The organism is Pantoea sp. A4, from assembly GCF_000295955.2.
In the GTDB taxonomy this organism is placed as follows: domain Bacteria; phylum Pseudomonadota; class Gammaproteobacteria; order Enterobacterales; family Enterobacteriaceae; genus Pantoea; species Pantoea multigeneris.
Genome location: NZ_ALXE01000070.1, coordinates 96,774 through 123,586, shown reverse-complemented (window position 1 = coordinate 123,586; position 26,813 = coordinate 96,774). Strand labels below are relative to the sequence as shown.

Below are 26,813 nucleotides of genomic sequence, written 5' to 3'. Positions count from 1 at the left end.
TGAATCACTTCACTCCCTGCTGAGTCGTTTGCGTTTCCGCTTTGCCGTCTCAGTGGTTGCGCATTATAGGCAGTTCTTCCGGGCTGACAAGGGCTAATTTCATAAAAAAATACCGTTCGATGCATTCCACAGCAAAAGCCGTGCTTATACGTAGTTACACACAAACTTATCCACATTCGTCTTGCAATATGAATTTAGACGAGCAACACGCAAACGTTTTCGCTACAATGCCCCGCGACGTAAGGATGCCCCTTTTTTGGGGCGTTACCTGAAGCAGGTATCTTTTCTCTATATAGAAGAGAGCTAAGCTTGATGTAACGCTCTTATTTATGCGAAACAAAGCCAAGGGATATAACCACCATGCAACAACGTCGTCCTGTACGCCGTGCTCTTCTGAGTGTCTCAGATAAAGCAGGCATCCTCGAATTTGCTCAGGCACTCTCTAACCGTGGTGTTGAGCTGCTCTCCACTGGCGGTACTGCACGCTTGCTGGCTGATGCCGGCCTGCCCGTCACTGAAGTTTCTGACTACACCGGCTTCCCGGAAATGATGGATGGACGCGTCAAGACTCTGCACCCTAAAGTGCATGGCGGTATTCTTGGCCGCCGCGGTCAAGATGATGCCATCATGGCACAGCACGCTATCAGCCCAATCGACATGGTGGTCGTAAACCTTTATCCATTTGCACAGACTGTGGCTCGTGAAGGGTGCTCACTGGAAGATGCGGTAGAAAATATCGATATCGGTGGCCCAACGATGGTGCGCTCAGCAGCGAAGAACCATAAAGACGTTGCCATTGTCGTGAAGAGCAGCGATTACGAGACAATTATTGCGGAGCTGGATGCCAACGAAAATTCGTTGACGCTGGAAACCCGTTTCGACCTGGCGATCAAAGCCTTCGAACACACCGCCGCCTATGACAGCATGATTGCTAACTACTTCGGTAGCCTGGTACCTGCATACCATAGCGAAAGCAAAGAACCTGCTGGCCGCTTCCCACGTACGCTGAACCTGAACTTCATTAAGAAGCAGGATATGCGTTACGGTGAAAACAGCCATCAGGATGCTGCCTTCTATATAGAAGAGAATGTTGCTGAAGCTTCAGTGGCTACTGCACAGCAAGTGCAGGGTAAAGCACTCTCTTACAACAACATCGCAGATACCGATGCCGCGCTTGAGTGCGTGAAAGAGTTCACCCAGCCAGCTTGCGTTATCGTTAAGCATGCCAACCCTTGTGGCGTAGCCGTTGGCGATTCTATTCTGGAAGCTTACGAGCGTGCTTACAAAACCGATCCAACGTCTGCTTTCGGCGGCATCATTGCTTTTAATGAAGAACTGGACGAAGCCACTGCTCAGGCCATCGTTAGCCGCCAGTTTGTTGAGGTGATCATTGCCCCTTCCGCGAGTGAAGCTGCACTGAAAGTCACTGCAAGCAAACAGAACGTGCGCGTACTGATTTGTGGCAAATGGCAGAACCGCATCAGCGGTCTGGATTTCAAACGTGTAAATGGCGGCTTGTTAGTACAGGACCGCGATTTGGGCATGGTTGATGCCAGCCAACTGCGCGTAGTAAGCCAGCGCCAGCCAACCGAGCAGGAACTGCGTGATGCGCTGTTCTGCTGGAAAGTGGCTAAATTCGTGAAGTCCAACGCCATCGTCTATGCCCGTGACAACATGACCATCGGTATAGGTGCAGGCCAGATGAGCCGCGTTTACTCCGCTAAAATTGCAGGTATTAAAGCCGGTGATGAAGGTCTGGAAGTGAAAGGCTCAGCAATGGCTTCAGATGCTTTCTTCCCGTTCCGTGATGGTATTGATGCTGCGGCAGCGGTTGGCGTGACCTGCGTTATTCAGCCAGGTGGTTCTATTCGTGATGAAGAAGTGATCGCGGCTGCAAATGAACACGGTATTGCCATGATCTTCACCGACATGCGCCATTTCCGCCATTAATCCTCTGGAGCCACTTAAGATGAAAATTTTAGTCATTGGTAATGGTGGACGTGAGCACGCGCTGGCATGGAAAGCAGCACAGTCGCCACTGGCCGAGAAAGTCTTTGTTGCACCAGGTAATGCGGGTACAGCACTGGAACCGGCGCTGGAAAACGTTGCGATCAGCGCGACCGATGTTCCTGCCCTGTTAGCTTTCGCCCAGCGCGAAAATATCGATCTGACAATCGTTGGCCCGGAAGCGCCGCTGGTGATTGGTGTGGTTGATACCTTCCGCGCTGCGGGTCTGAAAATTTTTGGCCCAACTCAGGCAGCAGCCCAGCTGGAAGGCTCCAAAGCTTTTACCAAAGATTTCCTGGCACGCCAGCAGATCCCAACGGCGGAATACCAGAATTTTACCGAAGTCGAACCTGCGCTGGCTTACCTGCGCGAGAAAGGCGCACCGATTGTCATTAAAGCGGATGGTCTTGCGGCTGGTAAAGGCGTGATCGTTGCCATGACGCTACAAGAAGCTGAAGATGCCGTGCAGGACATGCTGGCAGGGAATGCGTTTGGTGACGCAGGCCACCGTATTGTTATCGAAGAGTTCCTCGATGGCGAAGAAGCCAGCTTTATTGTTATGGTCGATGGCGACAATGTGCTGCCAATGGCGACCAGCCAAGACCATAAACGCGTAGGTGATGGCGATACCGGTCCAAATACTGGCGGTATGGGTGCTTACTCACCAGCTCCGGTGGTTACCGATGAGATCCATCAGCGCGTGATGGATCAGATCATCTGGCCAACGGTTAACGGCATGAAAGCGGAAGGTAATACCTACACTGGTTTCCTGTATGCCGGTCTGATGATCGATAAGTCAGGCCAGCCTAAGGTGATTGAGTTTAACTGCCGCTTCGGAGATCCAGAAACTCAGCCAATCATGCTGCGTCTGCAATCCGATCTGGTCGAATTATGCCTGGCGGGCTGTGATGGTACGCTGGATCAAAAAGATTCGCAGTGGGATCCACGTCCTTCACTGGGAGTCGTACTTGCTGCGGGTGGTTATCCTGGTGATTACTCGACGGGTGACGTCATCAATGGTCTGCCTGAAGGTGAATCCGCGGAGGGTAAGGTATTCCATGCCGGCACCAAAATGCAGGATAACAACGTGGTGACCAGCGGTGGTCGCGTGTTGTGCGTAACTGCTCTCGGCGAAGATGTCGCTGCAGCGCAGAAAAATGCCTACGCTCTGGCGCAGAACATTTCATGGCAGGGCAGCTTCTGCCGTCGTGATATTGGCTATCGCGCAATTAACCGCAAGTAATATCACTTGGCCCGGCAATCGCTGGGCCAGTTTCTCTCTTCTGCCCTGACATCATTCATTCTTCGCAAGATCTTCTGCCGTCGGTTGCCAGCTACACTCATCCTGAGCGCTATACCAAACTAATTGTACGCCTTGAGGCGCTTCCAGCCATGCGACCATCAAGGGGGTTTGCAACCGAGCCTGCTGCTGCAACACGTAACGGCGATCGCTGTCCGTGAATGCCGGGCTAATGATTTGACCTTCACAGCTCCGGACTTGCCCATCACCGAGCCAGTGCCCTTGTTTTAACCATACCTGACCGTTTAGCAACGCGTTGCTCGCTTTTAACAGGCGATCGGCATCAAACTTATAGAGCTCGACACTTTCCGGACTCACCGCTTCGCGCCGCCCAGCAAGCTGACGCTGCATAAAGCTCAGGGCGCCAGCATGATCAAAACGGAGAGTCACGTCGTCAGGCTGTTTGCCATTTAGCGTTTTGCGTAAGCTGACGAGTTGATTGTCGTGCCAGCTATAATCGGTCACTTCACGACTATCACCGGTAAACGGTGTATAGACGGCGCGCAAATGAATACTTTGGTCGCCATCGTTCAGGCGCCAGATACGCACGGTTCCACGATCGGCTAAATATCCGCTAGCGGTAAAGGGGGGTATTTTCTGGTGAGAACTACAAGCCGTGAGTAACAAGGAGAAAAGCAGGGGAAAATAGCGCTGAGTTGCTCGAGTTAGCATAGCAGCCCCTTAAAATACAAAAGGGGCGAAAACCGCCCCCATAAATAACCTAACCCAGCGGGTGGCTTATTTAACAGCGTCTTTCAGGGCTTTACCTGAAACGAATGCTGGTACGTTAGCCGCTGCGATTTTGATCTCTTTACCAGTCTGCGGGTTGCGACCGGTACGCTCAGCGCGGTGGTTCACTTTAAAAGTACCAAAACCAACCAGTTGTACAGCATCACCCTCTTTAAGAGACTCAGTGATCGCAGCCAGAGTTGATTCCAGTGCTGCTTTAGCCTGGGTTTTTGACAGGTCCGCTTTTTCCGCGATCACATCAATCAGTTGAGTCTTGTTCATATGTTATCCTTAAAGTGTATTTATCGCTTGCTAAGCAACGAGTGCGAGTGAAACGCCATATTCTGGCACCCTTCAGCCTGCACGCACCGATAGCCACAATTTTCAGCCCCCCAAATGTAGACCAGACAGGGGGCCAATGTGAAGCCTCCAGGCGCGGTAATTCGGGCCTGAAGTCACGTTTTCTCGCCTTACTGGTGGAAATTTATACCGATGTTACTGATTCCATCTTCTCGCAGGTCTGAACGTAACCCTTTAATCAATTCCAGGTCGCGTTCTTCGCACTCTGCGAGCAGGCGGAAAATCTCCCATTGCTGGTCCCATTCGTCGATAACAGCCTGGTTTTCCCGCAGCTCTTCATCGCTCATTTCGCGCCCAGCCTGCGTCATTTCCAGGATAGCGACAGTGGTAACTGACGTCCGGCTGACCTCAATGGCATGCTCCAGGGTTTCACCGCTGAGCTGCGCATGAACTAATTCACTCAATGCGACACAAGCATCAATGGCTGGGTAGACACCGTACACATCAAAATCATCACCATCAGGGATGGCTGACTCCAGCTTCTCAAGCTGGCTATCAAAATTAATTTTGGCATCTTTGACCGTCAGCGATTCCCAGATTAAATCGAGGATGCGGCGATAAAGTGCCGGGTCAGCGAATTTCGTTTGCTGACAAAAAGCCCAGTAATTAGGGAACATGCGCTCGCACAGGCAAGCCATAAAAGTCATATGTTGCCAGCTTTCCAGCTTTGCAAGGCGTAAATGAACAGGGTTTTGTAACATGGCGAATGCTCTTCACTATTTCTCTGGCGGCAGTGTACCGCAAAGCCTGCGTTAAAGCGCGTGTTGCCAGCGTTGAAATGCAGGACGTTGCGAGGCGACAGCATCTGCCCAGCGGGTAGGTTCCGGAAGACGATAACCTTGGGTGACATTTTGTGTCCAGTAAAGCGCACTATTTTGGCTGACCCGATGCCCCGTCGAGATAAACAAAGGGTTGCAGCGGGCTTTGCTGCGCCACACCCAGCCTATCTGTTCGCCTTTATCATGCAGTGGAACACAAGCCCCGACTGTTGATTCCAGCTCATCGCAGCGGCCACATAGCCGCTTTTTAGCAACACCAATGGTGGGCACATCCACCATCAAGCCAAAATGCGCTGCAACACCGAGCCGCCGTGGATGCGCAATGCCATGACCATCCACAAAAAGGAGGTCGGGCTTCTGCTGTAGCTGAGACCATGCGGCTAATAATGCGGGATATTCACGGAAGGAAAGAAAGCCAGGGATGTATGGCAGGGTGGTGGCAATACGTGCCACCTGATACTCAACCAGCCGCAGCGAGGGATATTCTAAAATAACCAACGCTGCACGTGTAATTTCGCCGCCCTGCTCAAAACCGACATCAGCCCCACCGATCCAGCGTGGAGGCAGCACGTCAAAGTCATCTTCCCGTACTACCTGAGCAGCGCAACGCATCTGCTCAGCTCGCAAGGCAGCGATATCCACGTTTATGCCTGATGATAAGGCTTAGACAAACGATGCACTGCCTCAATGAACACACCGGCATTTTCCGGCGGCACATCAAGATGAATGCCGTGTCCGAGGTTGAACACATGCCCTTCCCCGCTGCCGAAGCCTGCAAGAATAGTGGCAACCTCTTCTTCGATACGTGCCGGTGGAGCATACAACATTGAAGGGTCCATGTTGCCTTGCAGCGCCACACGGTGGCCTACGCGACGGCGAGCATCGGCCATATCCGTTGTCCAGTCCAGGCCTAATGCATCACAGCCGGTATCCGCCATCGCTTCCAGCCACTGTCCGCCACCTTTAGTGAACAACGTAACAGGTACACGGCGACCGTCATTTTCATGCAGCAAGCTGTCGACGATTTTATGCATGTAGTACAGCGAGAATTCGCGGTAATCACGGCCTGACAGCACGCCGCCCCAGGTATCAAAAATCATGACTGACTGCGCGCCAGCACGGATCTGGGCATTGAGGTACAGAATGACGCTGTCAGCCAGTTTATCCAGCAGCGCATGCAGCGTTGCGGGCTCAGCAAACATCATCTTTTTGATTTTCGTGAATGCTTTGCTGCTGCCGCCTTCAACCATATAAGTGGCCAAAGTCCACGGGCTACCGGAGAAACCAATCAGTGGCACTTCGCCTTTCAGATTACGGCGGATCGTGCGCACAGCATTCATCACATAGCCCAGTTCCTGCTCAGGATCGGGGACCGGGAGGCGGTCAACATCGGCGCGGCAAGTAATTGGGCGCTCAAAGCGTGGGCCTTCACCCGTTTCAAAATAGAGGCCCAGACCCATGGCATCGGGTACGGTGAGAATATCACTGAAGAGGATTGCCGCATCCAGTGGGAAGCGGCGCAGCGGTTGCAGCGTCACCTCACAGGCCAGTTCAGCATTTTTGCACAGCGACATAAAATCACCGGCTTCAGCGCGGGTGGCTTTGTATTCCGGTAAATAGCGGCCTGCTTGTCGCATCATCCATACTGGGGTGGTGTCCACCGGCTGACGTAACAGGGCACGCAGATAACGATCGTTCTTCAGTTCACTCATTTTTGGGCTCTCTCTGTCTCAGACGCGCAGTGTAGCATTTTCATGAACTCTCGGCGCGGCAGATGGCGACAGTATCTTCAATCAATCGGCGAGCAACCGTGCCTGGCGGAGGTAGCTGAGGCAGTTGGTCAAAGCGATACCAGCCCGCATCCTGTAGCTCTTTACCATCAATTTTGAGATCGCCGCCGGCATATTCAGCCATAAACGCCGTCATCAGTGATTGAGGGAACGGCCAGGGCTGAGAGGTCACATAGCGCACGTTTTTTACCTGCACATTGCTCTCTTCCATCACTTCGCGCGCCACCGCTTGTTCCAGCGTCTCACCCACCTCGACAAAGCCCGCCAGCACGGTATAAACATTGTTACGATGGTTAGTGTGATTGGCTAACAGGATTTCATCTCCACGCCGGATAGCCACAATCACACAAGGTGCGATCTGTGGGTAATAGCGTTCACGGCAGTGACTACACAGGCAGGCAAACTCACGCTTACTATGATGCATTTCATGGCCGCAGTAGCCACACCAGCGATGCGAACGATAAAACTCCGCCAGCTGTACCCCGCGGCCCGCCAACTGAAACAGCTTCACATCTTCATTGATCAACTGACGTGCTGAAGCCATATTGTCGGGGCGGGATTCACACACCAGCCATACCGTTTCGCCTTGCCACTCGCCAATAGGCATGCCAAGGCTTCCCACTAAATTGAATGCACTTGCAGGCCCCTGCGGCAGCTCTCCTTGCGGCAGCCAAAGTTTGTTTTCCTGGCTGACAACCCACCATCCAGCGTCTACGCTTGAGATCTCACGTTGCATATAAATCGTCATCCTTATGCGTCGTATGTTGACGCTGAAGTCCTGATGTTAGTGTGTAAATCACTATACCCTAATTATTTTGGGTTGCAGGCAAGCAGATAGCGCGGCGCCAGCACTCTGCAATGATCGGGAAAGTAAACAATCCGGAGCCTCTGATGCTTAACCAGTTAAATGATCTGACCGATCGCGTAGGTGGCAGCAACGAACTGGTCGATGCGTGGCTGGAAGCCCGCCGCCAGTTACTGGTGTCGTACTATCATCTTGTCGGAATTAAACCCAATAAAGAGTCTTTAACAGCGCTGGATGAACAAGCGCTGGATAGCTTCTGTCACGGACTGGTGGACTACCTCTCCGCGGGCCACTTCAGTGTTTATGAGCGCATCATCAGTGAGATGCAAGGCGACAGCCCATTGATTGCTGCTGCGCAAATTTATCCTCAGTTGGAACGCAACACCGAACATTTGATGCAGCTGTATGACGGTCATCTGCAGCAGTCGATTACTGATGATAACTGCATGACTTTTCAGCAGGCACTTTCAGAAGTGGGAGAAGTACTGGAAGCCCGCTTTACGCTGGAAGATAAGCTCGTGCAGCTGGCCTGGGATAATCAGCTGGCAAGTGCCCCGGTTGCCAATGCAAACGATATGGCACGCCCAGCTTAAAAAACAGCAAATGTAAAATGCTTGTTATTATTAAAAAGGCCTTTTATGCTGAAGGGGCTTTGCAGTATCAACGCGAAGTCGTTCAGCGCTAAGGCCTGAGCGTTTTATCTTGTCGGAGTGCCCCCCGGGGCTGAGACCGTTAATTCGGGATCCGCGGAACCTGATCAGGCTAATACCTGCGAAGGGAACAAGAGTAAAATTCATCAGTGCAGCGGCATTTTATCGCCTGCTGTTGCTATTACTCCTTCCGGACTCCGGACAAGCAAACTTCCCTTTTAGATGGAAATTGCTATGTCTGTATCGAAAACAAACCGCCGTGAACAACGCGCCCAGGCGCAAGAATTTATCGACTCACTCAAAGGCGGATCGGCATTCCCCAGCTCTAAACGCATCTGGATCACTGGCAGCCAGCCTGATATTCGCGTGCCTATGCGTGAGATTCAGCTCAGCCCGACACTGGTCGGCGGCAGTAAAAGTGAGCCTCAGTTCGAAGATAACGAGGCAGTGCCGGTGTATGACACCGCTGGGCCTTATGGCGATCCTGATGCGCAGATTGATGTCCATCGCGGGCTGCATAAGCTACGCGCACGCTGGATAGCACAGCGTGATGACAGTGAAACCCTGGAGCAGATCAGCTCGGTCTACACGCAACAACGTTTAGCCGATGATGGATTAGACCATTTGCGTTTTGAGCATCTGCCCCAGCCTCGCCGGGCAAAAGCAGGACGTTGCGTGACACAGCTTCATTACGCTCGCCTCGGCATCGTCACGCCGGAAATGGAATATATTGCGCTGCGTGAAAATATGGGCCGCGAACGAATTCGTGGTGAAGTGTTGCTACAACAACATCCAGGTCACAGCTTCGGTGCGCATCTCCCCGAGAATATCACCGCTGAGTTCGTGCGTGAGGAAGTCGCCGCCGGACGTGCCATTATCCCCGCCAACATTAACCATCCCGAATCTGAGCCCATGATTATTGGTCGCAACTTCCTGGTTAAGGTCAACGCTAACATCGGAAACTCTGCCGTCACGTCTTCGATTGAAGAAGAGGTAGAAAAGCTGGTGTGGTCAACCCGTTGGGGCGCGGATACCGTGATGGACCTTTCAACCGGGCGCTACATCCATGAAACCCGTGAGTGGATCTTGCGTAACAGCCCCGTCCCCATTGGTACAGTGCCGATTTATCAGGCCCTGGAAAAGGTCAACGGCGTAGCGGAAGATCTCAACTGGGAAGTGTTCCGCGATACTCTGCTGGAACAGGCGGAACAGGGCGTCGATTACTTTACTATTCATGCAGGAGTTCTGCTGCGCTATGTGCCAATGACCGCCAAACGTCTGACTGGTATTGTTTCTCGTGGCGGCTCAATTATGGCGAAGTGGTGCCTTTCGCATCATAAAGAGAGTTTCCTCTATCAGCATTTCCGCGAAATTTGTGAAATCTGCGCGGCTTATGATGTCTCGTTATCACTGGGTGATGGGCTGCGTCCAGGCTCCATTCAGGATGCTAACGATGAAGCACAGTTTGCCGAGCTGCATACGCTCGGAGAGCTGACGAAAATTGCCTGGGAGTATGATGTTCAGGTGATGATCGAGGGGCCGGGACATGTACCGATGCAGATGATCCGCCGCAATATGACGGAACAACTTGAGCACTGTCATGAGGCGCCATTCTATACCCTTGGCCCGTTAACCACTGACATTGCCCCTGGCTACGATCACTTCACCTCAGGAATTGGTGCCGCCATGATCGGCTGGTTTGGTTGTGCCATGCTGTGTTACGTCACACCTAAAGAGCATCTCGGTTTACCGAATAAAGAGGATGTGAAGCAAGGGCTGATCACCTATAAAATTGCCGCCCACGCCGCCGATTTGGCGAAAGGCCATCCGGGCGCGCAAATTCGTGATAACGCGATGTCCAAAGCACGCTTTGAATTCCGTTGGGAAGATCAGTTTAATCTGGCACTCGACCCGCACACTGCCCGCGCCTATCATGACGAAACACTGCCGCAAGAATCTGGCAAAGTGGCACATTTCTGCTCTATGTGTGGACCCAAATTCTGCTCAATGAAGATTACGCAGGAAGTCCGTGAATATGCAGCGCAGCAGGAAGCTGCGGCAAAACCTATCGAAATTGGCATGGCAAGGATGTCCGATGCGTTTCGCAGTCGTGGCAGCGAGCTGTATCACCCAGCCGATGCCCTAAACGAGGAATAAGTATGAGTGCCCCTTTTCCCTCCACCGCACCAGTCCTGGGACTGTATCCGGTTGTGGACAGCGTTGAGTGGATCGCCCGCCTGCTAGAAGCTGGCGTGCGCACGATCCAGCTACGCGTGAAAGATCGTCAGGATGAAGATGTCGAACCGGCGATCCGGGAAGCCATCGCGTTGGGCAAACAGTATCAGGCACGGCTGTTTATCAATGACTACTGGCAGCTCGCGGTGCGCCACCAGGCTTATGGTGTCCATCTGGGGCAGGAAGATCTCGACGTGGCTGACCTGGATGCAATCCGCGCTGCGGGGCTGCGTTTAGGGATTTCGACCCATGACGATGCCGAGCTGGACCGCGCGCTAGCGATCCAGCCATCCTACATTGCACTGGGCCATATCTTCCCGACCCAGACCAAAGATATGCCATCGGAACCGCAAGGCCTGGTAGAACTTAAGCGCCACCTGTCACGGCTGCAACATATTCCGACCGTTGCCATCGGCGGTATTTCGATCGCACGTGCGCCAGAAGTGCTGGCCACAGGCGTAGGAAGCATTGCGGTAGTGAGTGCGATTACACAGGCGGAAGACTGGCGTGCCGCTACGGCCACCCTGCTGGCCCTGGCTGAACCAGAGAATCAGGAACCTGTCGCACAGGGGTGATGTAATTGTTGCACTGGCGCACAAGTTAACTGGAAACCACTACGCACCTCGTAAATCAACAGCTAGTGCATAGTCGGTGATCAACTTAATGTTGCTGGCGTCAGGCAACTCCGCGTCTGACCAGGGCTGATAGCTTCTCCTTTTCGGCCCTGCCTTTCTCGCTATGCAGCACAGGAGGCGATTGCTCGCTCCACAGCAGCCCCCACCAAAGCAACAGCCTGCTCAGTTCGCGCATCGAGAGGGAATGTGAAGTTAAGCCGCAGGCAGTTGCGGTATTTTCCTGAAGCAGAAAACAGAGAACCCACCACCACTTGTATCCCAGAAGCTCGCAGCTCACGGTTGAGTAATACCGCATCAAATGCCTCTGGCAACTCAATCCACATTAAAAATCCGCCCTGCGGACGCGATACGCAGATACCACAGGGAAAATAGTGCCGCACCCAGCAGCTGAAGGTTTCATAGTTACGCTGATAAATTTGCCGCATCCGACGGAGGTGGGGCTGGTAATAGCCCTGACGGATAAATTCGGCCACGGCATATTGTGTTTGCGTCACGGTCGATCCGGTCACGATGTATTTCATGTGAATGACCCGATCGCGATAGCGACCCGGTGCGACCCAACCCACGCGTAAGCCGGGGGCCAGGGTTTTCGATACCGAACTGCACAGCAATACCCGGCCATCGACATCCAGTGATTTAATACTCACGGGGCGCGGATATTCCCACGCGAGTTCGGCATAGACGTCATCTTCAATAATCGCCGCATCAAAGCGCTGCACCAGCGCCAGCAGCGCCCGTTTGCGTGCTTCCGGCATGATAAAGCCCATGGGGTTGTTGCAGTTGGGTACCACAATCACAGCCTTTATTGCCCACTGATCAAAGGCCAGCTCCAGTGCTTCGATACTCATGCCCGTCACTGCATCGGTGGGGATTTCGATGGCGCGGATACCGAAACCACGCAGCGCCTGCATAATGCCGTGAAATGACGGTGACTCAACGGCAATGATATCGCCTGGTTCGCACACCGCGCGGATAGCCACTGAGATTGCCTCGTGGCAACCGTTGGTAATCACAATATCATCCGGTCCCAGCTGGCAGCCGCTATCAATGGCAATACGCGCCACCTGCTCCCGCAACGGCAGGCACCCGACAATGCTGTCATAAGCCAGTATGCGTGGATCCTGCTTCTGCGCCTGTCGGCTCAGGATCTTCCAGAGTGGTTTTAGTGTTGGCTGGGTCAGGTCTGGCGAACCATTTCCTAATAGCAGCATGTCGGTTTCCATCCGCCCGCTGAGTAAATCCAGCACTTCATCCCATTGTGAAATTTCGACGGGGCGCTGTACCGGTTTTGAAAGCGCAGGAACCGGGGGCACGGCTTTGCGGCTGGCAACAAAATAACCCGAGCGCGGTTGTGAGTGGATGAGCTGTTTCTCTTCTAACAGGTAATAGGCCTGCTGGACTGTGCTGATGCTGACGCCGTGCTCCTCGCTCAGGCTGCGAATAGAAGGCAAACGCTCGCCGCTCCGATAAAGCCCCTGCTCTATACGTTGCGCCAGCAGCGCAGCCAGATGTTGATAACGTGTCATTGCATGCCCTCGTAAGCCGTACTCCTGGGTTCAACCAGTACAGATGGCAACAAAAATCACCATTCAGACTGTTTTATCACCGCTCTGTACTGGTTGTAAAAGCTGATTTTTGTATCTGTATCCTTTTCCGTCACAGACGCACACTGGAGTCCGGGTAAAACATTGAGGTTATCGCCATGGAATTTGATCAAAACCGCTCTGGTAAGCCATCTTCGGTTACGTTACTAACAGTGATTCGCGCGCTGCTAACGGCATTTACGCAATGGCGTGCTCGCCGAGAAACTGCCGCTATTTTGTCACAGCTCAACGATCAGCAGCTGAAAGATATTGGTATGTCACGCAGTGATGTTGAACGCTGGCGCTGAATCGCAGCCATAAAAAAACCCTGCCGAGGCAGGGTTTTTTATTAGTACGGCTGACGATTAATCGTCGTTGCCGCCAAGACCAGCGTTCAGCAACTCAGCCAGGCTTGCAGAGGCTTCATCCGCAGTTACCTGCGGTGCAACCGGTGCTTCGCCCGCAGAGCGGCGACGCATACGATCCTGGTGGTAAGCATAACCAGTACCGGCTGGAATCAGACGACCTACGATTACGTTCTCTTTCAGGCCGCGCAGTTCATCGCGCTTACCTGCTACTGCAGCTTCGGTCAGGACACGAGTGGTCTCCTGGAACGATGCAGCAGAGATGAACGACTCGGTTGCCAGTGACGCTTTGGTGATACCCAGCAGATCGCGCATAAACGTTGCGCCAACTTTGCCGTTCGCTTCGAGGTCGCGGTTCGCGATCTTGATGCGGGAGTATTCAGCCTGCTCACCTTCCAGGAAGTCGGTGCTGCCTGCGCTCGCGATGGTTGCTTTACGCAGCATCTGACGCACGATGACTTCGATGTGTTTATCGTTAATCTTAACGCCTTGCAGACGGTAAACTTCCTGCACTTCGTTAGTGATGTAACGGGTCACAGCATGGACGCCACGCAAACGCAGGATGTCGTGTGGAGACTCTGGGCCGTCAGAAACAACGTCACCACGTTCTACACGTTCACCTTCGAATACGTTCAGCTGACGCCATTTCGGAATCATCTCTTCGTACGGATCGCTACCATCAACTGGGGTGATTACCAGACGACGCTTGCCTTTGGTCTCTTTACCGAAGGAGATAATACCGCTGATCTCCGCCAGGATTGCTGGCTCTTTCGGACGACGCGCTTCGAACAGGTCAGCAACGCGTGGCAGACCACCGGTGATGTCCTTGGTACCGCCAGATTCCTGCGGAACACGTGACAAGGTGTCACCAGCACTGATCTTAACGCCATCTTCCAGCTGAACAATCGCTTTGCCCGGCAGGAAGTACTGTGCTGGCATGTCGGTACCTGGGATCAGAACATCGTTCCCGTTAGCATCAACAATTTTCAGCGCAGGACGCAGATCTTTAGCACCTGCAGTACGTTCTGCAGAGTCCAGTACCACCAGAGATGACAGACCGGTAAGGTCATCAGTCTGACGGGTAATGGTCTGACCGTCGATCATGTCAGTGAAGCGAATGAAACCGCCCACTTCGGTGATAACTGGCATGGTGTGTGGATCCCAGTTTGCTACGGTTTCGCCCGCTGCAACCTGCTCGCCATCACCTTTAGCCATCACTGCACCGTAAGGAACTTTATAGCTCTCTTTGGTACGACCGAATTCGTCGATCATTTTCAGCTCAACGTTACGAGAGACGATAACCAGTTTCCCGGAGGAGTTGGTTACAGACTTCGCGTTGGTCAGCTTGATAGTACCTTTGTTCTTCACCTGAATGCTGGATTCAGCAGCCGCACGAGATGCCGCACCACCGATGTGGAACGTACGCATCGTCAGCTGTGTACCCGGCTCACCGATGGACTGTGCTGCGATAACGCCGATGGCCTCACCTTTGTTGATGATGTGACCACGTGCCAGGTCGCGACCGTAGCAGTGTGCACATACGCCGAAGTCGGTTTCACAACCTACAACAGAACGTACTTTAATCGCATCAACAGAGTTCACTTCGACAACATCACACCAGTGCTCATCGATCAGCGTGTTACGCGGGATCAGGATGTCAGCAGTACCTGGCTTCAGCACGTCTTCAGCCGTTACACGACCCAGTACACGCTCACGCAGTGGCTCTTTAACGTCGCCACCTTCGATGACCGGAGTCATCATGATGCCTTCGAATGTGCCACAGTCGTCTTCGGTAACCACCAGGTCCTGCGCAACGTCTACCAGACGACGCGTCAGATAACCGGAGTTAGCGGTTTTCAGTGCGGTATCCGCAAGACCTTTACGCGCACCGTGCGTCGAGATGAAGTACTGGAGTACGTTCAGACCTTCGCGGAAGTTCGCGGTGATTGGCGTTTCGATGATTGAGCCATCTGGCTTAGCCATCAGACCACGCATACCTGCCAGCTGACGAATCTGAGCTGCAGAACCACGCGCACCGGAGTCGGCCATCATGTAGATGCTGTTGAACGACACCTGCTGCTCTTCTTCACCGTGACGGTTGATCACAGTTTCAGTTTGCAGGTTGTCCATCATCGCTTTGGAAACGCGTTCGTTCGCTGCGGCCCAGATATCGATGACTTTGTTGTAACGTTCGCCAGCAGTTACCAGACCAGACTGGAACTGTTCCTGAATCTCAGCAACTTCAGCTTCCGCTTCGTTGATGATTTCCGCTTTCTTAGCCGGGATAACCATGTCGTCGATACCTACAGAGGCACCTGAACGGGCTGCGTAAGCAAAACCGGTGTACATGGTCTGGTCAGCAAAGATAACGGTCGGCTTCAGGCCCAGGATGCGGTAACAGGTGTTCAGCATCTTGGAGATTGCTTTCTTACCTAACGCCTGGTTGACGATAGAGTAAGGCAGACCTTTCGGTACGATCATCCACAGAATCGCACGACCAATGGTGGTGTCGATAATGCTGGTTTTCGCAACGAACTCATCTTGTTCATTTTTGCTGTATTCAGTAATACGCACTTTAACGCGTGCATGCAGCTCGGCCAGGCCAGCGCGATACACACGCTCAGCTTCTTTCGGGCCGGTCAGTACCATGCCTTCGCCGCGCGCATTTACTTTGTCACGGGTCATGTAGTACAGACCCAGTACAACGTCCTGAGAAGGAACGATGATTGGCTCGCCGTTCGCTGGTGACAGGATGTTGTTGGTAGACATCATCAGCGCACGCGCTTCCAACTGAGCTTCCAGCGTCAGCGGTACGTGAACTGCCATCTGGTCACCATCGAAGTCGGCGTTATATGCCGCACAAACCAGCGGGTGCAGCTGGATCGCTTTACCTTCGATCAGAACAGGTTCGAATGCCTGAATACCCAAACGGTGCAGGGTTGGTGCACGGTTTAGCAGTACTGGGTGTTCGCGGATCACTTCGTCCAGGATATCCCAAACGACAGCTTCTTCACGCTCAACCATTTTCTTAGCAGCTTTGATGGTGGTCGCGAGGCCACGCAGTTCCAGCTTGCCGTAGATGAACGGTTTGAACAGCTCCAGTGCCATTTTCTTCGGCAGACCACACTGATGCAGACGCAGGTATGGACCTACGGTGATTACAGAACGGCCAGAGTAGTCAACACGTTTACCCAACAGGTTCTGACGGAAACGACCCTGCTTACCTTTGATCATGTCGGCCAAAGATTTCAGAGGACGTTTGTTAGAGCCAGTGATGGCACGACCGCGACGGCCGTTATCCAGCAAGGCATCTACCGCTTCCTGCAGCATACGCTTTTCGTTACGTACGATGATATCTGGCGCAGCCAGATCCAGCAGACGCTTCAGACGGTTGTTACGGTTGATAACGCGACGGTACAGATCGTTCAGATCCGACGTTGCGAAACGACCACCATCCAGCGGTACCAGCGGACGCAGATCTGGCGGCAGAACCGGCAGAACGGTCAGGATCATCCACTCTGGCTTGTTACCAGACTGAACGAACGCTTCCAGCAGCTTGATACGCTTGGTCAGCTTTTTACGTTTGGTCTCGGAGTTGGTTTCGTTCAGCTCTTCACGCAGCTGTTCGCACTCTTGCTCCAGATCCATATTTTTCAGCAGCGCCTGGATAGCTTCTGCACCCATCTTCGCGTCGAATTCGTCACCGAACTCTTCCAGCGCGTCAAGGTACTGCTCTTCGGTCAGAATCTGACGTTTTTCCAGGTTGGTCATACCGCCTTCGATCACAACATAAGATTCGAAGTACAGTACGCGCTCGATATCACGCAGCGGCATATCTAACAGCAAGCCGATACGAGATGGCAGTGATTTCAGGAACCAGATATGCGCAGTTGGGGAAGCCAACTCGATATGGCCCATGCGCTCACGACGAACCTTGGTCTGTGTAACTTCAACGCCACACTTCTCACAGATCACACCGCGATGTTTCAAACGCTTGTACTTACCGCACAGGCATTCGTAATCTTTTACCGGCCCAAAAATACGGGCGCAGAACAGACCGTCACGCTCCGGTTTGAAGGTACGGTAGTTAATGGTTTCTGGCTTTTTAACTTCACCAAAAGACCATGAACGGATCATGTCTGGCGAGGCCAGAGCAATTTTGATCGCATCAAACTCTTCGGTCTTAGTTTGCGCTTTCAGAAACTTAAGTAAGTCTTTCACGGATTAGCTCCCGTCGGAGTGGAACTCTCAGGGACGCACACCTTAAGTGCGCGTCCCGTAACCAGTACTTGCGAGTACTTACTCGTCTTCCAGCTCGATGTTGATACCCAGCGAGCGAATCTCTTTCAACAGTACGTTGAAGGATTCCGGCATGCCTGGTTCCATCTGATGGTTGCCATCGACGATGTTTTTATACATCTTCGTACGGCCATTCACGTCATCAGACTTAACAGTCAGCATTTCCTGCAGGGTATACGCAGCACCGTATGCTTCCAGTGCCCACACTTCCATCTCACCGAAGCGCTGACCACCGAACTGCGCCTTACCACCCAGCGGCTGCTGAGTAACGAGGCTGTAAGAGCCGGTAGAACGTGCGTGCATCTTGTCGTCAACCAGGTGGTTCAGTTTCAGCATGTACATGTAACCTACGGTTACCTGACGCTCGAACTGCTCACCGGTACGGCCGTCGAACAGAGTGATCTGACCAGAAGAAGGCAAGCCGCCGAGCTGCAGCAGCTCTTTGATCTCGCTCTCTTTCGCACCATCAAACACTGGCGTTGCGATTGGCATACCTTTTTTCAGGTTCTCAGCCAGACGCAGAACTTCATCGTCAGTGAAGGTGTTCAGATCCACTTTCTGACGCACATCAGTGCCCAGATCGTAAGCACGCTGGATGAACTCACGCAGTTTGGCAACTTCTTCCTGCTTCTTCAGCATCGCATTGATCTTCTCGCCGATGCCTTTAGCTGCCATCCCCAGGTGGGTTTCCAGAATCTGACCGATGTTCATACGTGACGGTACGCCCAGCGGGTTCAGTACGATGTCGACCGGCGTACCGTTCTCATCGTAAGGCATATCTTCGATCGGGTTGATCTTAGAGATAACACCTTTGTTACCGTGACGACCTGCCATCTTGTCACCAGGCTGGATCTGACGTTTAACGGCCAGATACACTTTAACGATCTTCAGCACGCCAGGTGCCAGGTCGTCGCCTTGGGTGATCTTACGACGCTTAGCGTCGAGTTTTTTCTCAAACTCGTGCTTCAGTTCGTCGTACTGCTCGGCCAGCTGCTCCAACTGGTTTTGCTTCTCTTCGTCGGTCAGACCCAGCTCCAGCCAGCGCTCGCGTGGCAGCTTATCCAGCTTGTCCGCTTCTACGCCACCAGAGATCAGTGCTGACTTAATACGGCTGAACAGGCCCGCTTCGAGGATCTGCAGTTCTTCAGACAGGTCTTTCTTAGCCTGCTTCAGCTGCATCTCTTCGATTTCCAGCGCGCGCTTGTCTTTTTCTACGCCATCACGGGTGAAGACCTGTACGTCGATAACCGTACCGGAAACACCATTTGGAACGCGCAGAGAAGAGTCTTTAACGTCAGACGCTTTCTCACCGAAGATCGCACGCAGCAGCTTCTCTTCTGGCGTCAGTTGGGTTTCACCTTTTGGTGTTACCTTACCAACCAGAATGTCGCCACCGGTCACTTCCGCACCGATATACACGATACCGGATTCATCCAGTTTGGAGAGTGCAGCTTCACCTACGTTCGGGATATCTGCAGTGATCTCTTCTGGCCCCAGCTTGGTGTCACGAGACACACATGCCAGTTCCTGGATGTGGATAGTGGTGAAACGATCTTCCTGAACTACACGCTCGGATACGAGGATGGAGTCTTCGAAGTTGTAACCGTTCCATGGCATGAATGCCACGCGCATGTTCTGACCCAACGCCAGTTCACCGAGGTCGGTAGACGGGCCATCAGCCAGCACATCACCACGTTCAACTGGCTCACCCAGAGATACGCAAGGCATCTGGTTGATACAGGTGTTCTGGTTAGAACGGGTGTATTTGGTCAGGTTATAGATGTCGATACCCGCTTCGCCCGGATACATCTCATCTTCGTTAACTTTGATAACGATACGAGAAGCATCAACGTACTGAACGGTACCGCCACGTTTCGCTACAGCAGTAACACCGGAGTCAACCGCTACTGCACGTTCCATACCAGTACCTACCAGCGGCTTATCAGCGCGCAGAGTTGGTACTGCCTGACGTTGCATGTTCGCACCCATCAAGGCGCGGTTAGCATCATCGTGTTCCAGGAACGGGATCAGGGACGCACCGACAGAAACGACCTGTTGGGTCGAAACGTCCATGTAGTCAACCTGGTCGCGGCTGAACAGGCTTGACTCACCTTTGCTACGGCAGGTGACGAGATCGTCAACAAAGCTACCATCTTCAGCAAGGTTGGTGTTCGCCTGAGCGATAACGTAGTTACCCTCTTCAATTGCAGAGAGGTAATGAATTTCGTCACCCACTTTGCCGTCAACAACGCGACGATACGGAGTCTCGAGGAAGCCGTATTCGTTAGTCTGCGCGTAAACAGAAAGGGAGTTGATCAGACCGATGTTCGGACCTTCAGGCGTTTCGATTGGACATACACGACCGTAGTGGGTTGGGTGTACGTCTCGCACTTCGAAGCCTGCGCGTTCACGGGTCAGACCGCCTGGGCCCAGAGCAGAGATACGACGCTTGTGCGTGATCTCAGACAACGGGTTGTTCTGGTCCATAAACTGTGACAGCTGGCTAGAACCGAAGAACTCTTTCACCGCCGCCGAAATTGGCTTAGCGTTGATCATGTCCTGTGGCATCAGCGTATCGAGGTCGCCCAGAGACAGACGCTCTTTAACTGCACGCTCAACACGTACCAGGCCAACACGGAACTGGTTCTCAGCCATCTCACCGACTGAACGGATACGACGGTTGCCGAGGTGGTCGATATCATCGACTTCGCCAATACCGTTACGAATGCCGATCAGTTTCTTCATCACCTGGATGATGTCATCTTTGCTCAGGATACCTGAACCTTCGATTTCATCACGCAGCAGTGAACGGTTGAACTTCATACGACCAACCGCAGAGAGATCGTAACGATCTTCTGAGAAGAACAGGTTCTCGAACAGGTTTTCTGCTGCTTCACGCGTTGGTGGCTCACCAGGGCGCATCATACGGTAGATCTCAACCAGCGCGCTCAGGCGATCGTTGGTTGGGTCAACACGCAGGGTCTCTGAAATGTATGGGCCGTGATCCAAATCGTTGGTGAACAGCGTTTCGATGCGCTTGTGGCCAGACTGGCTCAGTTTAGCCAGCACATCCAGTGACAGCTCCATGTTCGCAGGAACAATCAGCTCACCGGTGTTTTCATCGATGTAATCTTTGGACACCACTTTGCCGGCGATATATTCAACCGGCACTTCGATATGCTGGATTCCATCTTTTTCCAGCTGGCGAATGTGGCGTGCGGTAATACGACGACCTTTCTCAACGTAGACGTTGCCGTTGGCTTCGATATCGAAGCTCGCGGTTTCACCACGCAGGCGCTCAGGCACCAGTTCCATCTGCAGCTTGTTGTCGCGGATTTCATACACGACTTTATCAAAGAACAGATCGAGGATTTGTTCAGTGGTGTAGTTCAGCGCACGCAGGATGATACTGGCCGGCAGCTTACGGCGACGGTCAATACGGACGAACAGGTTGTCTTTTGGATCGAACTCGAAGTCGAGCCATGAACCACGGTAAGGGATGATGCGTGCGTTATACAGCACTTTACCGGAAGAGTGCGTTTTACCCTTATCGCTATCAAAGAACACGCCAGGACTACGGTGCAGCTGAGAAACGATAACACGCTCAGTACCATTGATTACAAAGGTACCGTTGTCGGTCATGAGTGGAATTTCACCCATGTAGACTTCTTGTTCTTTAATGTCTTTAACGGTGCCTTCTGGCGCTTCGCGCTCATAGATCACCAGACGCAGTTTCACGCGCAGCGGTGCCGAGTAGGTCACGCCACGGATCTGACATTCTGTCACGTCAAAGACAGGCTCACCCAAACGGTAGCTGACATACTGCAGCTCTGAGCTGCCGCTGTAGCTTGAGATCGGGAATACGGAACGGAAGGCTGCTTCCAGACCGTACTGGCCTTCTGGATCTTGCTCGATAAACTTCTGGAACGAGTCAAGCTGGATAGAAAGGAGATAAGGTATGTCCAGAACTTGTGGACGTTTACCAAAATCCTTACGAATACGTTTTTTCTCGGTATAGGAGTAAACCATAGGGTTCCTCAGCTAGCTGACATGTCGAACCACGCTGTCCGTCCTGAAAAGGACAGTTCATGCAACACTATTTTGTTTTTCATGCGATGCGGTGCACCCCATGCAATACGTCTTTCTATCACTCTTAAATCATTTCATCACCGTTGCGCAGGCAGGGAACCTTAGCAGGACAGCGATATATTAAGGCGTCGATAGAAAAAAATATTGAGGAGAAACAATGGACAAACAGTGCGAAACGCCATCGTTCCCCTGTAGCGCAAAAAGGCTGGTGACCAAAAAGTCACCAGCCTCAGCCCGATGTTACTCAGGCTGCAACCCTAAGGTTGTCTTACTTAACTTCAACTTCAGCGCCAGCTTCTTTCAGCAGTGCTTCCAGAGCAGCTGCGTCATCTTTGCTGATGCCTTCTTTGATAACACCGGTAGCTTCAACCAGGTCTTTAGCTTCTTTCAAGCCCAGACCAGTTGCAGTACGAACTGCTTTGATTACTGCTACTTTGTTCGCGCCAGCTGCTTTCAGCACAACGTCGAACTCAGTTTTTTCTTCAGCAGCTTCAGCCGGGCCTGCAGCAACAGCTACAGCAGCAGCAGCAGAAACACCGAATTTTTCTTCCATAGCAGAAACCAGCTCAACTACTTCCATTACGGACATAGCTGCTACTGCTTCCAGAATTTGATCTTTAGTGATAGACATTACAATAGTTCCTAAGAATCAGTGAAAATTTATACGTTAGCAAGTACGAAGGAAAAGAATTTGGCCTTAAGCCGCTTCTTTTGCATCGCGAACAGCAGCCAGAGTGCGGACCAGTTTGCCGGCAGCGGCTTCTTTCATGGTCGACATCAGACGTGCCAGTGCTTCTTCGTAAGTCGGCAGAGTTGCCAGACGGTCAATATTGGCCGCCGTGATCAGCTCACCTTCAAAGGCTGCAGCTTTGACCTCGAATTTTGCATTCGCTTTCGCGAACTCTTTGAACAGACGAGCAGCAGCGCCCGGGTGTTCCATAGAGTATGCAATCAGGGTCGGACCAACAAACGTGTCTTTCAGGATCTCAAACTGAGTTCCTTCAACGACGCGGCGCAGCAGGGTGTTACGAACAACACGCATGTAAACGCCAGCTTCACGACCTGCTTTACGCAGTTCGGTCATTTTATCAACGGTAACGCCACGGGAATCCGCAACAACCGCTGAAAGCGCGCCTTTGGCTACTTCGCTGACTTCAGCAACAATCGCTTGTTTGTCTTGAAGATTTAATGCCATTAGCTTTTGCTCCTGGATTTTTGACCGGAGAAGGATTTCTCCGAACTCACTTCACTTAATCCCGCCGAAACGGGATAAGCGCTGAAACACGGTGAGCAGAATCCAGCTAAGAAAATATTCTTTTTGGTTCTGTCACCGTCTACGCAGGGGATTAAGCGTTGTGCCCGAAAGCACTCAGCTCCTGCGGTCTTGGACGGAGGCCAGGATATGGCCTGGCTCCAACCTAAATTCTTTAAGCGTTTCTGCCTAAGCAGAACAATGGGCGAAAATTCTAGATGAATTTTTCACCCATTTCAAGCAGCAATTAGTTTGCTGCTGCGCTCAGACCAGCCTGGTCAACGGCAACGCCGGCGCCCATGGTGGTAGAGATGCTAACTTTCTTGATGTACACGCCTTTAGCCTGTGAAGGTTTAGCTTTTTTCAGCGCAACCAGCAGAGATTCCAGGTTTTCTTTCAGTTTGTCAGCATCGAAGTCCACTTTACCGATGGTAGTGTGGATGATACCGTTTTTGTCGTTACGATAACGAACCTGACCTGCTTTAGCGTTTTTCACTGCTTCAGCAACGTTAGGAGTTACAGTACCAACTTTCGGGTTTGGCATCAGGCCACGTGGACCCAGAACCTGGCCCAACTGGCCAACAACGCGCATTGCATCTGGAGATGCGATAACAACGTCAAAGTTCATTTCGCCTTTTTTGATCTGGTCAGCCAGATCTTCCATACCTACCAGCTCAGCGCCAGCTGCTTTAGCAGCTTCTGCGTTTGCGCCTTGGGTAAATACAGCTACACGTACTGAACGACCAGTACCGTGTGGCAGAACGGTCGCACCACGAACGTTCTGATCTGATTTACGTGCGTCGATGCCGAGGTTAACAGCAACGTCAACGCTTTCAACGAACTTAGCAGTTGCCAGTTCTTTCAGCAGAGCAATAGCTTCGGTGATGTCGTACTGCTTGGTCGCATCAACTTTGTCACGGATTACGCTCATGCGCTTGGTCAGCTTAGCCATTTCTTAATCCTCTACTACCAGGCCCATGGAACGTGCAGTACCTTCGATAGAGCGAGTCATCGCTTCTACGTCAGAACCAGTCATGTCCGCAGCTTTGGTTTCTGCGATTTCACGTACCTGAGCACGAGTTACTTTACCGACTTTGTCTTTGTTCGGCTTACCAGAACCAGACTTGATGCCCGCTGCTTTTTTCAGCAGTACGGCAGCCGGAGGCGTTTTGGTAACGAAGGTGAAAGAACGGTCGCTGTATACAGTGATAACAACTGGAGTAGGCAGGCCTTTTTCCAGAGATTCTGTTTTGGCGTTGAACGCTTTACAGAATTCCATGATGTTAACACCCTGCTGACCCAGAGCTGGACCAACCGGTGGACTTGGGTTTGCCATACCAGCTGCAACCTGCAGCTTAACGTAGGCTTGTACTTTCTTAGCCATGATATTTCCTCAAATGGGTTATAGCGCCTGATAACCAGGCTCCCCGTGATAATCATTCACACGCTGTTACCAGCGCATAAAAACAAAAGGCGCGAAATTATAGGTAAATTTCGCGCCTTCCGCAAGAGCTAAAAAGTGAACAAAAGGATTAACCTTTCTCCACCTGAGCAAAGTCGAGTTCGACTGGTGTTGCACGACCAAAGATAGAAACAGATACCTTCAGGCGGCTTTTCTCGTAGTCAACTTCTTCCACAACGCCGTTAAAGTCGGCAAACGGACCATCGCTGACGCGTACCATTTCGCCCGGCTCAAACAGTGTTTTCGGACGCGGCTTATCACCAACCTGCTGCAGGCGGTTCATGATCGCATCGACTTCTTTATCGCTGATTGGAGCAGGACGATCGGAAGTACCACCGATGAAGCCCATCACGCGTGGAACGCTACGCACCAGGTGCCAGCTAGCGTCGTTCATCACCATCTGGACTAATACATAGCCTGGGAAGAACTTGCGTTCGCTTTTACGACGCTGGCCACCACGGATTTCAACCACTTCTTCGGTTGGAACCATGACTTCACCAAACAGTTCTTCCATGTTGTGCAGCTTGATATGCTCGTGCAGCGACTTTGCTACGCGAGCTTCAAAACCGGAAAACGCCTGCACGACGTACCAGCGTTTTTTTGGAGCTTCAGACATCTCAGAACCTCAGGCCAGTAATAAACGATACCAGACGGACCAGAATACCATCCAGCCCCCACAAAATCAGTGACATCACGGCGGTAACCGCGGCAACGATTAACGTGGTATGCAGAGTTTCCTGGCGATTCGGCCAGATGACCTTGCGCATTTCGGTTCTTGCTTCACGCGCAAATGCCACTGTTGCTTTGCCTTTCGTCGTCAGCAATGCGATGCCACCTGCCGCCGCAATAATCACCACAACAATCAGCGCGCGCAGCGCTAACATCATGTCACGGAAGTAATAATTGCCTACAATGGCGACAACCAGCAGTACTGCAACAACCAGCCATTTGACTGCTTCCAGGCCGCGTCCGCTTCCTTGAGCTTCGGTATTCGCACTCATAAACCAACCTGCCACAATAATTCAGAAACTATTTTGCCCCGCATGGCGAGGCATCCAAACCGAATGAGCTTTTGGGCATAACTCGGTATCCGACGCCGTAAACCAGAGCCTGTCTCAGCAATGATTATGACCTAAAATCACTGATGAGCCAGGTTCTATGCGACAGCGTGCAAAAAGGGCATCAAATGATGCCCTTTCCATGTGCATTGCGTCAAATGTTATCGTAATTAAGCGATAACTGAAGCAACAACACCTGCACCAACGGTACGGCCGCCTTCGCGGATTGCGAAGCGCAGACCCTGGTCCATCGCGATTGGGTGGATCAAGGTAACAACCATTTTGATGTTGTCGCCTGGCATTACCATCTCAACGCCTTCTGGCAGTTCTACTGAACCAGTTACGTCAGTTGTACGGAAGTAGAACTGTGGACGATAGCCTTTGAAGAACGGAGTATGACGGCCGCCTTCGTCTTTAGACAGAACGTAAACTTCTGACTCGAACTTGGTGTGTGGCTTGATTGAACCCGGCTTAGCCAGAACCTGGCCACGCTGGATGTCTTCACGCTTGATACCACGCAGCAGAACACCACAGTTCTCGCCTGCCTGACCCTGGTCCAGCAGTTTACGGAACATTTCAACACCGGTACAAGTAGACTTAGCAGTGTCCTTGATACCAACGATTTCAACTTCGTCGCCTACTTTAACGATACCGCGCTCAACACGACCGGTTACAACAGTACCACGGCCTGAGATTGAGAATACGTCTTCGATTGGCAGCAGGAACGGCAGGTCGATTGCACGTACTGGGTCTGGGATGTAAGAATCCAGGTGGCCAGCCAGCTCGATGATTTTAGCTTCCCACTCTGCGTCACCTTCCAGTGCTTTCAGCGCTGAACCGTGAACGATTGGCGTGTCGTCGCCTGGGAATTCGTACTGTGACAGCAGGTCACGTACTTCCATCTCAACCAGCTCCAGCAGCTCTTCATCATCAACCATGTCGCACTTGTTCAGGAACACGATGATGTAAGGAACGCCAACCTGACGACCCAGCAGGATGTGCTCACGAGTCTGTGGCATTGGGCCATCAGTTGCAGCAACAACCAGGATCGCGCCGTCCATCTGCGCAGCACCGGTGATCATGTTTTTCACATAGTCGGCGTGGCCTGGGCAGTCAACGTGTGCGTAGTGACGAGCTGGGGTTTCATATTCAACGTGTGCGGTGTTGATGGTGATACCACGAGCTTTTTCTTCTGGGGTGCTATCGATCTGGTCGAATTTCTTAGCCTGGCCACCGTAGGTTTTAGCCAGAACAGTGGTGATAGCTGCAGTCAGAGTGGTTTTACCGTGGTCAACGTGACCGATGGTGCCAACGTTTACGTGCAGTTTAGTACGTTGAAATTGCTCTTTCGCCATGGCGATAATTCCTTACGTTATGCCTTCACGAATCGTGAAGGCATCAATTAACAATTTTAA

At 52.2% G+C, this 26,813-nt stretch carries 22 protein-coding genes and 1 riboswitch; of the genes, 6 read left to right on the top strand and 16 right to left on the bottom strand.

Going from position 1 to position 26,813, the window contains the following annotated elements; translation table 11 throughout:
* Window positions 1–360 precede the first annotated feature (360 nt).
* Window positions 361–1,950, top strand: coding sequence for a bifunctional phosphoribosylaminoimidazolecarboxamide formyltransferase/IMP cyclohydrolase (gene purH / locus B880_RS0124370; RefSeq protein WP_017350079.1), 1,590 nt, complete (start codon window positions 361–363; stop codon window positions 1,948–1,950).
* A 19-nt stretch (window positions 1,951–1,969) separates the two neighbouring features.
* On the top strand, window positions 1,970–3,250 hold the full coding sequence (gene purD / locus B880_RS0124365) for a phosphoribosylamine--glycine ligase (protein WP_017350078.1): 1,281 nt from the start codon (window positions 1,970–1,972) through the stop codon (window positions 3,248–3,250).
* A 51-nt stretch (window positions 3,251–3,301) separates the two neighbouring features.
* Here the strand turns inward: purD and B880_RS0124360 are convergent, their stop codons facing one another.
* From B880_RS0124360 to nudC, 6 genes are all read right to left on the bottom strand, one after another.
* Window positions 3,302–3,979, bottom strand: a complete 678-nt coding sequence (locus B880_RS0124360) for a DUF1481 domain-containing protein (protein ID WP_026042893.1) — start codon at window positions 3,977–3,979, stop codon at window positions 3,302–3,304.
* A gap of 66 nt (window positions 3,980–4,045) precedes the next feature.
* A complete protein-coding gene (hupA, locus tag B880_RS0124355) occupies window positions 4,046–4,318 on the bottom strand; it encodes a nucleoid-associated protein HU-alpha (RefSeq protein ID WP_006121511.1) in 273 nt (90 codons plus the stop codon).
* Between the two features lie 188 nt (window positions 4,319–4,506).
* Window positions 4,507–5,097, bottom strand: a complete 591-nt coding sequence (locus B880_RS0124350) for a YjaG family protein (protein WP_017350076.1) — start codon at window positions 5,095–5,097, stop codon at window positions 4,507–4,509.
* Window positions 5,098–5,148: 51 nt separating this feature from the next.
* Window positions 5,149–5,817, bottom strand: a complete 669-nt coding sequence (nfi, locus tag B880_RS0124345; protein WP_017350075.1) for a deoxyribonuclease V — start codon at window positions 5,815–5,817, stop codon at window positions 5,149–5,151.
* A 2-nt stretch (window positions 5,818–5,819) separates the two neighbouring features.
* Window positions 5,820–6,887: a uroporphyrinogen decarboxylase gene (hemE, locus tag B880_RS0124340; RefSeq protein ID WP_017350074.1), complete on the bottom strand. Its 1,068-nt coding sequence runs from the start codon at window positions 6,885–6,887 to the stop codon at window positions 5,820–5,822.
* Window positions 6,888–6,927: 40 nt separating this feature from the next.
* Window positions 6,928–7,701, bottom strand: coding sequence for an NAD(+) diphosphatase (gene nudC, locus B880_RS0124335; RefSeq protein ID WP_017350073.1), 774 nt, complete (start codon window positions 7,699–7,701; stop codon window positions 6,928–6,930).
* A gap of 155 nt (window positions 7,702–7,856) precedes the next feature.
* Between nudC and B880_RS0124330 the strand changes: the two genes are divergently transcribed.
* The 3 genes from B880_RS0124330 to thiE all read left to right on the top strand — a co-directional run bounded on the left by B880_RS0124330 (window position 7,857) and on the right by thiE (window position 11,230).
* Window positions 7,857–8,363: an Rsd/AlgQ family anti-sigma factor gene (locus tag B880_RS0124330; protein ID WP_026042892.1), complete on the top strand. Its 507-nt coding sequence runs from the start codon at window positions 7,857–7,859 to the stop codon at window positions 8,361–8,363.
* Between the two features lie 103 nt (window positions 8,364–8,466).
* Window positions 8,467–8,567, top strand: a riboswitch (TPP riboswitch).
* 87 nt (window positions 8,568–8,654) lie between these two features.
* The gene (gene thiC, locus B880_RS0124325; protein WP_017350071.1) at window positions 8,655–10,577 is read left to right on the top strand and encodes a phosphomethylpyrimidine synthase ThiC; all 1,923 of its coding nucleotides are present in this window, start codon (window positions 8,655–8,657) and stop codon (window positions 10,575–10,577) included.
* 2 nt (window positions 10,578–10,579) lie between these two features.
* Complete coding sequence (thiE, locus tag B880_RS0124320; RefSeq protein ID WP_017350070.1) at window positions 10,580–11,230, top strand: thiamine phosphate synthase; 651 nt, start codon at window positions 10,580–10,582, stop codon at window positions 11,228–11,230.
* Between the two features lie 161 nt (window positions 11,231–11,391).
* Here the strand turns inward: thiE and B880_RS0124315 are convergent, their stop codons facing one another.
* A complete protein-coding gene (locus B880_RS0124315) occupies window positions 11,392–12,816 on the bottom strand; it encodes an aminotransferase-like domain-containing protein (RefSeq protein ID WP_017350069.1) in 1,425 nt (474 codons plus the stop codon).
* 176 nt (window positions 12,817–12,992) lie between these two features.
* Here B880_RS0124315 and B880_RS0124310 point away from each other — a divergent pair, with 176 nt between their 5' ends.
* The gene (locus B880_RS0124310; RefSeq protein ID WP_017350068.1) at window positions 12,993–13,181 is read left to right on the top strand and encodes a DUF1127 domain-containing protein; all 189 of its coding nucleotides are present in this window, start codon (window positions 12,993–12,995) and stop codon (window positions 13,179–13,181) included.
* Between the two features lie 57 nt (window positions 13,182–13,238).
* Here the strand turns inward: B880_RS0124310 and rpoC are convergent, their stop codons facing one another.
* The 9 genes from rpoC to tuf all read right to left on the bottom strand — a co-directional run bounded on the left by rpoC (window position 13,239) and on the right by tuf (window position 26,753).
* Entirely contained in the window at window positions 13,239–17,459 is a 4,221-nt protein-coding gene (gene rpoC / locus B880_RS0124305; protein ID WP_017350067.1) for a DNA-directed RNA polymerase subunit beta', read from the bottom strand.
* A gap of 78 nt (window positions 17,460–17,537) precedes the next feature.
* Window positions 17,538–21,566, bottom strand: coding sequence for a DNA-directed RNA polymerase subunit beta (gene rpoB / locus B880_RS0124300; protein WP_017350066.1), 4,029 nt, complete (start codon window positions 21,564–21,566; stop codon window positions 17,538–17,540).
* Between the two features lie 328 nt (window positions 21,567–21,894).
* Window positions 21,895–22,257 (bottom strand): 50S ribosomal protein L7/L12, encoded by a 363-nt coding sequence (gene rplL / locus B880_RS0124295; RefSeq protein ID WP_026042891.1) that lies wholly within the window; start codon window positions 22,255–22,257, stop codon window positions 21,895–21,897.
* Window positions 22,258–22,323: 66 nt separating this feature from the next.
* A complete protein-coding gene (gene rplJ, locus B880_RS0124290; protein WP_017350064.1) occupies window positions 22,324–22,821 on the bottom strand; it encodes a 50S ribosomal protein L10 in 498 nt (165 codons plus the stop codon).
* Window positions 22,822–23,125: 304 nt separating this feature from the next.
* A complete protein-coding gene (rplA, locus tag B880_RS0124285) occupies window positions 23,126–23,830 on the bottom strand; it encodes a 50S ribosomal protein L1 (RefSeq protein WP_017350063.1) in 705 nt (234 codons plus the stop codon).
* A 3-nt stretch (window positions 23,831–23,833) separates the two neighbouring features.
* Entirely contained in the window at window positions 23,834–24,262 is a 429-nt protein-coding gene (gene rplK, locus B880_RS0124280; protein WP_008108393.1) for a 50S ribosomal protein L11, read from the bottom strand.
* 148 nt (window positions 24,263–24,410) lie between these two features.
* Entirely contained in the window at window positions 24,411–24,956 is a 546-nt protein-coding gene (gene nusG, locus B880_RS0124275; protein ID WP_007886300.1) for a transcription termination/antitermination protein NusG, read from the bottom strand.
* A gap of 1 nt (window position 24,957) precedes the next feature.
* Window positions 24,958–25,341 (bottom strand): preprotein translocase subunit SecE, encoded by a 384-nt coding sequence (gene secE / locus B880_RS0124270; RefSeq protein WP_017350062.1) that lies wholly within the window; start codon window positions 25,339–25,341, stop codon window positions 24,958–24,960.
* 227 nt (window positions 25,342–25,568) lie between these two features.
* Window positions 25,569–26,753 (bottom strand): elongation factor Tu, encoded by a 1,185-nt coding sequence (gene tuf, locus B880_RS0124265; protein WP_017350061.1) that lies wholly within the window; start codon window positions 26,751–26,753, stop codon window positions 25,569–25,571.
* Window positions 26,754–26,813: the final 60 nt, after the last annotated feature.